This window comes from Chryseobacterium shigense (assembly GCF_900156575.1).
Taxonomy (GTDB): Bacteria; Bacteroidota; Bacteroidia; order Flavobacteriales; family Weeksellaceae; genus Chryseobacterium; species Chryseobacterium shigense.
On record NZ_FTNY01000002.1, the window covers coordinates 151738 to 165064 of the forward strand.

The 13327-nt window shown below is 38.0% G+C and carries 16 protein-coding genes and 1 riboswitch; of the genes, 5 read left to right on the forward strand and 11 right to left on the reverse strand.

Annotated features, from left to right (window positions below; genetic code table 11):
• Window positions 1–78 precede the first annotated feature (78 nt).
• Window positions 79–423, reverse strand: a complete 345-nt coding sequence (locus tag BW964_RS06155; protein WP_076505708.1) for a hypothetical protein — start codon at window positions 421–423, stop codon at window positions 79–81.
• The gene (locus tag BW964_RS06160) at window positions 420–776 is read right to left on the reverse strand and encodes an arsenate reductase family protein (protein WP_076505709.1); all 357 of its coding nucleotides are present in this window, start codon (window positions 774–776) and stop codon (window positions 420–422) included. Before BW964_RS06160 ends, BW964_RS06155 begins: the two co-directional genes overlap by 4 nt.
• A 122-nt stretch (window positions 777–898) precedes the next feature.
• On the opposite strand from BW964_RS06160, the gene BW964_RS06165 reads away from it, so the two are divergent.
• From BW964_RS06165 to BW964_RS06180, 4 genes are all read left to right on the forward strand, one after another.
• Entirely contained in the window at window positions 899–1366 is a 468-nt protein-coding gene (locus BW964_RS06165; protein WP_073334960.1) for an acyl-CoA thioesterase, read from the forward strand.
• A gap of 50 nt (window positions 1367–1416) precedes the next feature.
• Window positions 1417–1484: riboswitch (Fluoride riboswitch) on the forward strand.
• Between the two features lie 31 nt (window positions 1485–1515).
• Window positions 1516–2820, forward strand: a complete 1305-nt coding sequence (locus BW964_RS06170) for a voltage-gated chloride channel family protein (RefSeq protein ID WP_185117110.1) — start codon at window positions 1516–1518, stop codon at window positions 2818–2820.
• Between the two features lie 235 nt (window positions 2821–3055).
• Entirely contained in the window at window positions 3056–3934 is an 879-nt protein-coding gene (locus tag BW964_RS06175) for a LysR family transcriptional regulator (protein WP_076505711.1), read from the forward strand.
• 379 nt (window positions 3935–4313) lie between these two features.
• The gene (locus BW964_RS06180) at window positions 4314–5249 is read left to right on the forward strand and encodes a YeiH family protein (protein WP_104669435.1); all 936 of its coding nucleotides are present in this window, start codon (window positions 4314–4316) and stop codon (window positions 5247–5249) included.
• A gap of 80 nt (window positions 5250–5329) precedes the next feature.
• On the opposite strand, the gene BW964_RS06185 is transcribed toward BW964_RS06180, so the two are convergent.
• The 9 genes from BW964_RS06185 to BW964_RS06225 all read right to left on the reverse strand — a co-directional run bounded on the left by BW964_RS06185 (window position 5330) and on the right by BW964_RS06225 (window position 12119).
• On the reverse strand, window positions 5330–5536 hold the full coding sequence (locus BW964_RS06185) for a hypothetical protein (protein WP_073334963.1): 207 nt from the start codon (window positions 5534–5536) through the stop codon (window positions 5330–5332).
• A gap of 320 nt (window positions 5537–5856) precedes the next feature.
• Window positions 5857–6042, reverse strand: coding sequence for a hypothetical protein (locus BW964_RS06190; RefSeq protein WP_076505715.1), 186 nt, complete (start codon window positions 6040–6042; stop codon window positions 5857–5859).
• 145 nt (window positions 6043–6187) lie between these two features.
• Window positions 6188–7429 (reverse strand): MFS transporter, encoded by a 1242-nt coding sequence (locus BW964_RS06195; protein ID WP_076505716.1) that lies wholly within the window; start codon window positions 7427–7429, stop codon window positions 6188–6190.
• A 73-nt stretch (window positions 7430–7502) separates the two neighbouring features.
• Window positions 7503–9071 (reverse strand): ribonuclease Y, encoded by a 1569-nt coding sequence (gene rny, locus BW964_RS06200; protein ID WP_076505718.1) that lies wholly within the window; start codon window positions 9069–9071, stop codon window positions 7503–7505.
• 228 nt (window positions 9072–9299) lie between these two features.
• Window positions 9300–9587, reverse strand: a complete 288-nt coding sequence (locus tag BW964_RS06205; RefSeq protein ID WP_034743389.1) for a cell division protein ZapA — start codon at window positions 9585–9587, stop codon at window positions 9300–9302.
• A complete protein-coding gene (locus tag BW964_RS06210) occupies window positions 9587–9889 on the reverse strand; it encodes a hypothetical protein (protein ID WP_076505719.1) in 303 nt (100 codons plus the stop codon). The genes BW964_RS06205 and BW964_RS06210 overlap by 1 nt, the downstream gene beginning before the upstream one ends.
• A gap of 139 nt (window positions 9890–10028) precedes the next feature.
• Window positions 10029–10811, reverse strand: coding sequence for a type IX secretion/gliding motility protein PorT/SprT (porT, locus tag BW964_RS06215; protein WP_073334968.1), 783 nt, complete (start codon window positions 10809–10811; stop codon window positions 10029–10031).
• Between the two features lie 3 nt (window positions 10812–10814).
• Window positions 10815–11546: a bifunctional demethylmenaquinone methyltransferase/2-methoxy-6-polyprenyl-1,4-benzoquinol methylase UbiE gene (ubiE, locus tag BW964_RS06220; protein ID WP_034743381.1), complete on the reverse strand. Its 732-nt coding sequence runs from the start codon at window positions 11544–11546 to the stop codon at window positions 10815–10817.
• A 3-nt stretch (window positions 11547–11549) separates the two neighbouring features.
• Window positions 11550–12119: a hypothetical protein gene (locus tag BW964_RS06225; RefSeq protein ID WP_076505721.1), complete on the reverse strand. Its 570-nt coding sequence runs from the start codon at window positions 12117–12119 to the stop codon at window positions 11550–11552.
• A 101-nt stretch (window positions 12120–12220) separates the two neighbouring features.
• Here BW964_RS06225 and BW964_RS06230 point away from each other — a divergent pair, with 101 nt between their 5' ends.
• On the forward strand, window positions 12221–13288 hold the full coding sequence (locus tag BW964_RS06230) for a 3-oxoacyl-ACP synthase III family protein (protein ID WP_076505723.1): 1068 nt from the start codon (window positions 12221–12223) through the stop codon (window positions 13286–13288).
• Window positions 13289–13327: the final 39 nt, after the last annotated feature.

Sequence of the window (13327 nt, forward strand, 5' to 3'; positions counted from 1 at the left end):
TATTTTTTGGTTATTATAAATATAAGTATTTAATAATGAATCCATTAAAATAAATCACAAAATATTGATCACAAGAACTTATGATTTGGGCACATGCTGAAAACAATAGTCATTTCCAATACGGGTATAGTGCTTACATCTTGTTCCTGCTTTTGTTCTTCCAAGGCATTGGTTCCCTTTATCGACACCGCTTACCTTTTTAGGGCTGGAAACAATTCCATATCGTGATGCTTTGGGAGGATTACATATTTTGCAGGGTTGAAGTCCTATTTTTACCGCTTGACTTACCTCAAGACCGGAAGAAACATTTTTCACCATCCTGCATGATGCCGCATGATATTTTGCCCCTGAAGGAGTTCTATAAACCGTCTGCCCCAATAGACTGACTGAAGTAAAAAGCAGTATGGAAATCAGGTATTTCATTCATTGACTCCAAAGAATGCTCTTAAAGCCTCCACATTATTTTTATCATTGCCTACAAATATTTCATTGTCGGTAATAAAAACCGGACGTTTCAGAAAAGTGTAATGATCCAGTAAAAGGTCTTTGAAATCTTTCTCCTGAAGAGTTTTCACATCCAGACCTCTAAGTTTGATCTGCGTTGATTTCTTACTGAACAAAGCTTCGTATGACTTTGTTTTTGTATACATCGCTTCCAGCTCCTCCCTGGTAACGGGTTCTTTTTTAATCTCACGAAGTTCCCAATCTTTCAGATCAAATTGAGCTAAAATTTTTCTGCAGGTATCACATGTATTAAGATAGAATACTTTCTTCATTGTTATTTTTTAAATCTGTTATTGGTTAAATTTCCTTCTTCATTGAAGTTTGGTCTTTCAAAAGTAGGATTTAATCCAAAATTCTGGAAATTATTAAATAACTTTATTAAAATTTTATAAAGATGCAGAATAAGCCTATTACTTTTCAATTTATTTCAGAGCCTTCAGATGTGAATTATGGAGGAAATGTACATGGAGGAAGCGTCATGAAATGGATCGACCAGGCTGGTTATGCATGTGCCACCACGTGGAGCGGAAATTATTCTGTCACGGTGTATGTGGGCGGGATCCGTTTCTATGAACCGATCAAGATCGGGGAAGTTGTAAGAGTAGATGCGCAGGTGATCTATACCGGAAAATCGAGTATGCATATTTCGATCAATGTCTTTTCAAGAAATCTGAAACAGCCTACTTTCGACAAAAAGACGCACTGTATCATTGTTTTTGTAGCCGTAGATGAAAATGGCAAAAAACTACCGGTCCCTGTATGGGTTCCTGAGACTGAAGAGGAAAAACAACAGGAACGGTACGCAAAACGTCTGATGGACTTAAGAACGCAGATTGAGGATGAAATGAAACCGTTTTTATAAAACAGAAATGCTTTTTCGTTTTTAGAATTCACAAAGAATAATTATATTTGCAATACAAAGGAAATGGTGCTCTTCCTTACCCAACCGCTTTACAGAAGCTGATGACGCCTGATTAAGAGATTATTAACCAATAACTGATCAGGATTATTATGTCAAAAAAACAATGGACACTTCACAGAAAAGCATTTTTTCATACTAGGATATTCTTTAGAAAATACCCCGCTCTGCCCTATATTTTAAAATGGTTGTGCATCAGTATGATCATTGGTGGTTTGGCGGGAACAGCTTCTGCCGGATTTCTGGAATCTCTGGAGTGGGCCACTCAGTTCAGGGAAAGTCATATCTGGCTGATTGCATTTCTTCCTGTTGCCGGGTTTCTTATTGGTCTTTTGTATCATTATTACGGGAAAGATGTAGAGGCGGGAAACAATTTACTGATCGACAGTATCGATGATCCGAAAGAGATTATTCCCCTGAAAATGGCGCCTTTTGTTTATCTGGGCACTATGATTACGCATTTCTTTGGAGGCTCTGCCGGGCGTGAAGGAACGGCACTTCAGATGGCTGGCGCTATTGCAGATCAGTTCAGCAAACCTTTTCAGCTTGACAAGAATGAAAGGAAAATTCTGCTTATCGCCGCCATTGCAGCAGGTTTTGGATCAATCTTCGGGACGCCTCTGGCGGGTGCTGTTTTCGGACTGGAGGTTTTCCTGATCGGGAGAATACGGTATAATGCTATTTTTCCGGCATTTGCCTCGGCAATTTTTGCAGATTTGGTCACCAGCCTTTGGAAGGTGAAACACACCCATTACTCTATCGATTTTGTTCCTAAAATAGAATTTCTGCCGGTTTTATACAGTATTCTGGCCGGAATTGCTTTCGGGATCTGTGCGGCAGGTTTCAGTAGGAGTATTCATTGGACAGGTTCTGTTTTTAAATCTAAAATCAAATATCCTCCATTCCGTCCTGTAGTGGGTGGAATTATTGTTGCTCTGGCTGTTTTTGCGATGGGCACTACAAGGTATATCGGATTGGGAATTCCGGTGATTGTAGAATCTTTTGAGAAACCGCTTCCCTTGTATGATTTTGCTTTAAAAATGATTTTTACCATCATTACCCTTTCCGCAGGATTCAAAGGGGGTGAAGTAACTCCTTTATTTTTTATCGGAGCAACTCTCGGGAGTGCGTTATCCTTCTTTATTCCATTGCCATTCGGACTGCTCGCGGGAATGGGTTTTGTCGCTGTTTTTGCGGGAGCCACCAATACTCCGCTGGCCTGTATGCTGATGGGAATAGAATTATTCGGTGCTGAATCCGGGGTGTATATCGCGATTGCCTGCGTAGTGTCGTATTTACTTTCCGGCCATACCAGTATTTACACAAAACAAAAGATAGGTGAGGCGAAAAACAGAAGATTTGAAAGTGACCGGGACAGTTCTATTTCGGATCTTTGAGTATCTGAGGGTTATCGAGTTTTAGAATATAAGTGTAAAATTGTCAGAGTGTTCTCTTACGATCAAAATTAAAGATTCTATATCAGACCATTTTTACCCAAATCCTGGAAAACTGATCTGCTGACTAGTCTAAAACACTACTACATTCAAACTCTAAAACACTGAAACTCCACCACGCCACTGGTATCCAAGTCCCGGATAATTTCACTAAGTTTGTTCATCATAAGTGATTTCCATGTTTGACTACAGATTAAAAGTTTTCCATACGGCCGCATCGAGACTGAGCTTTACCAAAGCTTCTGAGGAACTGCATATTTCACAGCCGGCAGTAACCAAACATATCAAAGAAATTGAAATTCAGATGGGTACAAAGCTTTTTGACCGAAAAGGCACTTCTGTTCAGCTTACCCAAAGCGGACGGGTCTTATATGAATATGCAGAAAAGATCCGTCATCTCTACCGGGATCTGGAATTTGAGATCAGCCAGATCAACGAACAGCATAAAGGAAAACTCATCATTGGAGCCAGTACAAGCGTTGCCCAGTATGTTTTGCCTGAAATACTTGCTACATTCAATACTTATTATAAAGATATTAAGATCGAACTGATCACCCACAATACAGAAATTATTTCAGAATTGCTGAAGGAAGGAAAGATCGATCTGGGTATTATAGAAGGAGAATCACAATCGTCATTTTTTGATTATAAAATATTTAAAGCTGATGAAATCGTTCTCACAGCAAAGGCGGATCATCCATTAGCTCATAAAACATTAAGTTTAAAAGATCTTTACAGCCTAAACATGATCTTTCGTGAGCAGGGATCGGGTACTCTGGAATTTATCCAAAACCGTTTAAAGGAAAAAGGGGTCCATATTGCAGAACTGAATACGGTGATGCAGCTGGGAAGCAGCGAAAGCATTAAGAATTATCTTCTACATTCAGATTGTATGGCTTTTTTGTCGATCAGTACCATTTTGAATGAATTAAAAAATAATACGCTTACCATCGTAGATATCAAAAACTTCAGTATTGAAAGAGATTTTCATTTTATTCTTCCAAAGGGAGAACAATCAGAGATGATTAAGCTTTTTCTGAGGTTTGTGAGGAGTTAGAGATTAAGTTGCAGGTGATTGTGCCGCAATTTGAGATTGTATCTTTTGAGAGGAATTTAGATGCGATTGAGGGGAATAGTGAATTTTGCTTTGCAAGTGAATAGTGAATTTGAGGAGACTACATCAGATTCAGGATAACTCTTATCAATAATAGGACAACGACTATTAACTTCATTACTACATACAAATAATCGACATCTGGACATCCTCTTCCAAACTTATCTTCTCTACAACTTTAGAACCCCAAACAATCCAACGATAAGATCCGCAACCCGTATCTCGAACTTGAAATATCATAACCAAAAGTTATTCATTATAATAAAATACGATATACTTTGTAATACTATATTTCGCAATTTTGGAGTCTAAAATTAATTATATGACAAGCTTGCTCCAAAATGAAACGATCCGGAAAACTATTTTTATAATCCTGGCGCTGGTATGTCTGACTCCATTGATTTCTTCTCCGGTTGCCCTGGTCCTGGGTTTTGGCCTGGCTGTTTTGATAGGCAATCCTTTTGAAAAACACCTTCATCAATATATCCACTTGCTGCTGCAGATTTCAATTGTAGGACTGGGTTTCGGACTTAAACTGAACGAAGCACTTGCAGCAGGCAAAACAGGCTTCTTTTTAACGGTTGCCAGTATACTGACCGTGATGGTTCTGGGTACGATTTTAGGGAAAGTTTTTAAACTTGAAAATAAACTATCTTATCTGATCTCTGCAGGAACAGCCATTTGTGGGGGAAGTGCTATAGCCGCCATCTCTCCTATTATTAAACCGAGTACAAAGGAAATTTCATTGGGACTAGCTATTATTTTTACCTTAAATTCCATTGCGTTGTTTATTTATCCCGCGATCGGGCATATTTTGCATTTGTCCCAGGAGCAGTTTGGGCTTTGGTGTGCGGTAGGTATTCATGATACGAGTTCTGTGGTAGGTGCTGCCGGAAAATACGGAAATGAAGCACTCAAGATTGCGACAACAGTAAAACTGGCCCGTGCTTTATGGATCATTCCGGTTTCTGTGATCACAATGTTTATTTTTAAAAGTAAGGAATCGAAGATTAAGATTCCGTGGTTTATAGGATGGTTTATTCTCGCTATTCTTGTGAATACTTATGTTCCTGTTTTTGATGATCTGAGCACTTCTGTGACTGCTTTGGCAAAATCCGGACTTAATCTTACTTTATTTTTTATCGGCTCTACTCTTTCGGTTCAGACTTTAAAAACTATAGGTATTAAACCTCTGGCTGTTGCTGTTATTTTATGGATCACCATTAGTGTAGGAAGCCTTATTTATATCATCGGTTAAATGCAAAAACCTTTTGGAAGGTCCAAAAGGCTCTTGCGTATTAAATGTGGAAATGTTTATTTTTCTGACTGAAATACTTCTTAAACTGCTGACTGATTGCAAGTATACACTTGTGGACAAGCAATGTACTGTGCACAGTACCATGGTCCTGTAACGGAACCTGAGCAGCTACATCCGCAAAGAGACAAATTCGGATTTTCGATCGTCCCGGAAGTATTTAAACCTCCTCCAGAGATGTTTTTAAGATCAGCTTTTTTTAGTTTTTTAGCATTTTTCATAATGTTCATGTGTTATAGTTTTGAGATTAAACAATAGCGTTTAGTTACCTTCCAAAGTTAAACAAATATTAATTATTTGCAACATAATTAATTAAAATTTTAATAATAGCCCTATTTCATTGCTTTTATTACAGCATAATGCAATATAAGATCATCCTGTTTCTTAAACAGTTTTATTATCCGGCTTTTTTAAACTGCCAGATAACCAAACGTCCGGGAGAATGACAACAGATTTTTTTGAAAGTGGCTGTGAAGTGTTTCCGGAACTTTTAAGTTTTAATTAAAAAAACCTTTCAATGACTCGAAAGGTTTTGCTTCAATGTTTTTCGTTAACAGGTTATAACCTGCAGACATTTTTTGTATTTTACACAATATGACGGGCCCGTCACTGCTCCTGTACAGCTACAGCCACATTGTGAGAGGTCCGGAGTGGCTACTCCCGAGATTCCCCCTACAATGTTTTTAAGGTCATCTTTCTTTAACTTTTTTGCTCTTTTTAAAATTTCCTGTGACATGATGTTTTGATTTTAATTAAACAATAGAATTAGATTCCTTTACTTTCAAAAGTAAACAATTACTAATTATTCAAATCACAACAAAATGTTAATTTATTCATTTACTTATACTTAAAAAGATATCAATCCCTATCGAACCGCTGTATTACTCAGTAAATTCAAGATCTTTGTCATGTGTTTCCGAAATGGTGAGCGATGAATAAAAAGCAAGTCCAAAGACCACAATACCCACAATGGCTGCACTGATGATGACCGTAAAATTATTTTTCAAGAGATCAAAGGCCAGAATCATCACGGGGACAAGACCTCGTACCATATTGGGAACCGTAGTGGTTGCCGTATTCCGGATATTGGTCCCGAACTGTTCGGCTGCAAGGGTCACAAACATCGCCCAATAACCTGTTCCTAACCCGAGCCAGACACAGAACATATAGTATTTTGTTTCAGTATTGGTGTTTCCGAAAAGCATGATAGCAACTCCAACTATGGTAAACAGCAGCATATAAAAAATAGCCATTTTACGGGATTTCAATGCGTGGGAAATAAAACCACTCATGAGGTCACCCACAGAAATACCTATATATGCCCACATAATGGCTTTTCCCGGGTTGATGTCCTTTATTCCCAATTCAGGAGCAAATTGATTGGCTAAAACAGCCAGAATCCCTATACAATACCACGTAGGCAATCCTACTGCGATGCATTTGAGATACCTGATCAGACGTTCTTTATTGGTAAAAAAGGAGAGAAAATTTCCTTTGGAAACATTTTTATGGACTATATTTTTATAAATACCTGATTCGGATACGCTTATCCTGAGCAAGAGAAGCATCACCCCCATAATTCCTCCGATGATGTAGGAAATATTCCATCCACCAGCCAATTCAACAGTTAATTGGGCTACAACAGCTCCCATAAGCCCAAAACCGGCTACTACGGAAGTTCCTATTGCCCGCAGACTTTTAGGCAGGCTTTCAGAAACAAGGGTAATTCCTGCTCCCAGTTCTCCGGCCAGTCCTATTCCGGCAATAAACCGTAAACCTGCATATTGATAGACGAGGTGTTCTTTTGGGAAATATGGCAGAAACCCACAGGCTATATTGGCCAGCGAATAGACCAGAATGGAACCGAAAAGAACGGACAGTCTCCCTTTTTTGTCTCCAAAGATTCCCCAAAATATTCCTCCAATGAGAAGGCCTACCATCTGACAGTTCAGAATAAAGGTTCCGTCGGCATCAGGATTCAGACCCAAGGCTTTCAAACTGGGAATTCTTACGATACCAAACAAAAGCAGGTCATAAATATCTACAAAATAGCCCAGGGCTGAAATGATAACGGGAATTGAAAAGATGTACTTCAGTTTTGAAGACAAAGACAGTTCTTGCATTTTTAAGTTTTGATAAAAATAAAAAACCTTTCAATTTCTTGAAAGGTTTTTATAGAATATCTTTATTCGGTTATTATCTTGCAATATTCACCGCTCTCGTTTCTCTGATTACGGTTACTTTAACCTGTCCCGGATACGTAAGTTCATTCTGAATTTTCTCAGAGATGTCATAAGACAACTGATTGGCTACTTCATCGTTTACTTTTCCGCTTTCTACCATTACTCTGAGCTCTCTACCTGCCTGGATCGCATAAGCGCTGGATACGCCATCGAAACTTAATGCTGCAGATTCAAGATCTTTCAGTCTCTGGATATAGGATTCAAGGACCTGTCTTCTTGCTCCCGGTCTTGCTCCTGAGATGGCATCGGCAACCTGGATGATCGGTGATAATAATGACTTCATTTCAATTTCGTCGTGGTGAGCTCCGATTGCGTTAACAACTTCTGCGTTTTCACCGTATTTTTCAGCCCACTGCATTCCCAGTAAAGCGTGAGGAAGTTCAGACTCCTGCTCAGGAACTTTACCGATATCGTGTAACAGACCTGCTCTTTTCGCTAATTTTACGTTTAATCCTAATTCAGCAGCCATGGTTGCCGCAATATTGGCCACTTCTCTTGAGTGCTGTAAAAGGTTTTGTCCGTAAGAAGAACGGTATTTCATTCTTCCGACAATCTTGATCAGCTCCGGATGTAATCCGTGGATTCCTAAATCAATGATCGTTCTTTTACCTACTTCAATGATTTCTTCTTCGATTTGTTTTTTTGTTTTTTCTACGACTTCTTCGATTCTTGCCGGGTGGATTCTTCCGTCCGTCACCAATCTGTGAAGGGATAGTCTGGCAATTTCTCTTCTTACCGGATCGAAACATGAAAGAAGAATAGCTTCCGGAGTATCATCAACGATAATCTCCACTCCTGTCATTGCTTCTAAAGCACGGATATTTCTACCTTCTCTACCGATGATTCTTCCTTTTACTTCGTCAGATTCAATGTTGAAAACAGATACTGAATTTTCAATAGCCTGTTCTGTACCGATTCTCTGGATCGTCTGAACAACAATTTTTCTGGCTTCGTTCTTAGCATTCAACTGAGCTTCTTCCATAATGCTCTGAACATGTGCCTGAGCTCTTGTTTTAGCTTCTGCCTTCATGGTTTCTACCAATTCTGCTTTAGCTTCTTCTGCGGTGTAATTAGCGATTTTTTCTAAAATCTCCACTTTTTTAGCGGTTGCCACGTCAAGTTCCTGCTGCTTTCTGTCTAAGATTTCATTTTTCTTAGCGTAATCTGCAATCTGCTTGTCAAGATCTTTTTCAAGTTTTCCGGTCTTGCTAAGTTCATCATTCAGCTTGTGTTCCTTGTCTTTGGTTCTTTTCTCTACCTCCTGCATTTTTCTCTCACGGGATTGAATATCCGCATCATGCTGAGATTTCAGCTCCAAAAATTTTTCTTTGGCTTGTAGGTTCTTTTCTTTCTTTATGGATTCAGCTTGAACATTCGCTTTTTCTATAAGGTTTTCGGCATTTTTCTTTGCATCATCTACAATAAATTTTGCCTTAGTGTTTAGTGAGCTCTTAGAGAAAAGTATCCCTATCACTGCCCCTATAACTAAGCAAATAACGCCGACTATAATGGCTGTTGTCATAATATATATTGAGTTTTAATTGTCTTACACTTATCTAAATAAAAAAACCTACAACAATTCAGGGATTGAGAGTAAACTCCTAATCAACACGATTTGAACTGATTTCCACTGTCTGTAATCCGGGAGACCCGGCACGCCATTCAGCGGACATTTGCTCGGTAATTGTTTAGCGTTGAGTTTACCTTAAATGTGTTAGAATTATTGTAGGCAGTTTTTCGGGAAAAAAATCTATTTCCCAATTTCATTCAGCGACTGATTAATTTTCACTAATCTTTCGTTGGTAGAATTTATATTTTTTTCGTAGTTGAGAGAAACTACTTCAGCATTGGTTCCCAGTTTCAGGGCGCACATAGCCAAAGCATCTTGCTTGTCTCTTACATCGAAGTTCTGTTCAAAATCTTTAATCATATTTTCAATCTGCTTTCCTACTTTACGCAGAGTTTCTTCCTCTGCGGCCGGTACGTTCAGCGGATATACCCTTCCTGCAATGTTGATGGTTATTCTTCTTACATCCATTATAATCCACTGTTTTGAAGCTGTGCAATACAGAAATCAATTTCTTTTACCAATCGGTTGATGTGGTTTTTCATTAATCTGTTGTGTTCAGGATTCCCTGATATTGCTGAATAAAGTTTTATATTTTTTTGTTCTTCTGCTAATACCTGATTTCTTCTTCTTTCCTCATCATATTTCGCTTTCAGTTCTTCATGCTCACTATTTAATTCTGATAATCTTTCAGTAAGATTTTTATAATTCTTTTGTAAAATCAAAATCTTTTTTTCTAATTCTGAAAAATTGTTTTCTAAATCTTGAAGCATTTCAGGTTTTCTATATTCTAACTAATAGCAAAAGTAAAAAAATAATAACAGTAACAAAAATAAAAGTCTCTATATTTTGATCATGTATGAAAAAAGGAGATGCTAATGCATCTCCTTTTGTATTTTTTCTGCGATTTTGTTATTCAAATTTCAAAACAAACATGACCGCTCTGGTTTGAAGAGTAGACATTGCTGTGGCCCAGTAAGGAGGAGTGTTGGCATTATCTGCTACTTTCTCGTTGTTCATGAAGAATGTTCCTCTTACCGCTGGTGTCAGTTTGAATTTATTGAAGTAAAACTGGATTCCTAATTCAGCCGACCATGCAAAGTTATGGGTCGTAGATCTGAAAACCTGCTGTAAGTTATCATCTTCCGAATCTGAATTGGACTGAAGGTTCACGATATAATTCACCCCTGCTGCAATGTAAGGTCTGGAATTGTACCATCTCTGGCCGTGAAGTTCCAGCAATACAGGAACGTCTACCAGGGTAGATTTGATCTCTCTTACTTTGTCTTTTTCCGTTAAAGGAATAGGAAGGAAAGGTGGATTAGTGAGTGTTCCAGCAGCGTACTGGTCATTAGATTGGGTATTAAAAGTCAACTGCCTTTGAGCAAATTGCAAGCCTGGCTCCAATCTTAAATCCAGATAGTCATTCAGTCTCCATTTAGCGATCAATCCCGCTCCGAAGCTGTAGCTTTCTCTAGATTTAACAAGATTCTGATTACCTTCCGCACCATATCTTGGATGAAGGACGATACGGTAGTCTAGCCTGTTGCCGTTCAAATAAAAACCCCAGCTGAATTTCTGCTCGTCAAAGTCTTCCAACTTATCCATTCTGTTTCGGGTTCTGAACTGTGCATCTGCAAAAACTGCAATATTAACTGAGGCTAAAACCAGTGCTCTTAATAGAAATTTATTCATAGGTTACTTTGTTGCTTTATAAATTGTGGCTATACCTAAACTTAGCTTTTTATATTCTACTTTCTTAAATCCTGTATCTAAAAGAATTTGCTTCATCTTTTCCCCAAAAGGAAAAGCATTTACAGAATCCGGAAGGTATGTATACGCCCTATTATCTTTGGAAACCAGTCTGCCGATGGCAGGTAATATGTTTCTGAAATAAAACATATAAAATGGACCTAAGAACCCCTCAACCTTTGAAAACTCCAGTATATAAACACTCTTGTTATCTTTAACTACTCTTCTTAATTCTGCCAAACCTTTGGTAAGGTTTTCAAAATTCCTCACTCCAAATGCAACGGAAACAGCATCGAATCTATTGTCCTCGAAAGGTAAATTTTCTGCATCTCCTTTTTGCATGGAAATTTTGCCGTCTAATTTAAGTTTTTTTATTTTAATAACGCCAACATTCAGCATTTGTTGTGATAAATCTAAACCAATTACTTTCGCATCGGTTCCTTTTTCAATGGTGATGGCTAAATCTCCCGTTCCTGTAGCCACATCCAGCACTTCCTGCGGGTTGTCTTTTTTCATCATTTTCACCAATGTATTTCTCCATAAAACATCAATTTTCATAGATAAAACATGATTCAGAAGGTCATACTTCGGTGCAATATTGTCGAACATATCCTCTACCTGGCTCTTCTTGGTAGCCTCGGAATTATAGGGAGTAACTTTGGTAATATCTTTTGTCAAAACTTAAAACTTGTAATATTCTTTGTAATAATTTAGGAAATCCTGCTTTCTGAAGATCTTTGATCTTGATTCTACCTGCTGGATGTTTTTGATTACCTTGTCGTAATCTTCATCTACATTGTAATAAAAATCCTCAGTATAAAGCTTGTTGAAGCGTTTTGCGCCTCCGAAATAATCTTTTCCGTCAATAGTGATTTTGTCCAGGGCCAAAAGTAATGAATCTTTTTTAAGATTGTATCCATAATATTGATCATTAATATAATAATCCTGATGAGCGATGTTAATCAGCCCACGAATCTTATTCACTTCAAAGGCAGAATCATAGAGCATTTTTTTATTCTGGTCGAAAACCTTGATAGAATTTTTGCCTTTTTTCACATCTACATGAATATATTGTCCTGCTGATATAATTCCTTCGGAACCGTTATTGATCTTAAAATAATAGGTATTGGGGGTAGGATTGTCTACGACAAAATAGTTTTTCTTGGCTAAGAAAAAGAAGTAGACCCCAAAGGCAACGATAAACACCACAGCTGCAATAAGTAAGCCTTTTAAGGACGAGTTGTTTTTCATACGCTTGTAAAGTACAATTTTTGCAAATTTAATAATATTTTTAATTCTTCGTTATTAATATTAATTATTAACTTTGCATCTCTAAAAAATCATTTAAACGAATGCCGAATACGATCATTATAGGTTCCGGATCCTATATTCCTAACAGAGTTATTGGTAGAGATTATTTCATGGATTCTGAATTCTACACTGAAGACGGAGTTAAGATTGAAAAACCTGCTGAAGAAACCATCGCTAAGTTTGTAGAAATCACAGAAATAGAAAACAGAAGATTTATAGAAGACGATCTTTCCAATTCACAGATCGGTTCTGAAGCTGCCAAAGCGGCCCTTGAGGATGCAAAAGTAGACGGCGAAGAACTGGATTATATTATTTACGCAAGCAACTTTGGAGAAGTTACTGTAGACGGATATGTGAATTTCATGCCCAATATGGCTGCGAGAGTAAAAAATAAGCTGGGCATTAAAAACAGAAAATGCATTACTTATGATATGATCTTCGGATGTCCGGGATGGGTGGAAGCCATGATCCTTGCAGACAACCTGATCAAAGCAAAAGCTGCCAAAACCATTCTTGTGGTAGGGGCAGAAACGTTAAGCCGTGTTACCGACCCGCATGACAGAAACAGAATGATCTTTGCTGACGGAGCCGGTGCAGTCGTTGTACAGGCTACCGACCAGGAAAATGTAGGAATTATTGCCCGCAATACCATCTGTGACAACGGTCCTGAGCTCAATTATCTTGAAAATGCACCTTCTATTAACGCCAACGTAGATCAGAGACGTCTTTATGTGAGAATGCAGGGACGAAAAATCTATGAGTATGCGCTTAAAAATGTTCCTTCAGCCATCAAGGAAACTATTGAAGACGCTCAACTTTCTCTGGAAGATATTGACAAGATCCTTATTCACCAGGCCAATGCAAAAATGGATTATGCTATGATCGAAAGACTTCACAAGCTTTATGATGTGAAAGATTATGACCATGCCATCTCTCCTATGACCATTCAGAACCTGGGAAATACCTCTGTAGCAACCATTCCTACGATGTATGATTTAATAATTAAAGGAAAAATGGAGGGTCAAACGTTTAAAGATAAAGGTAACATTGTGATGACTTCGGTAGGTGCCGGAATGAACATCAATGCTATCGTTTACAGATTTCCTTAAAATATTTAATAAACAAAAAATATAAAGCACAGGGAAACA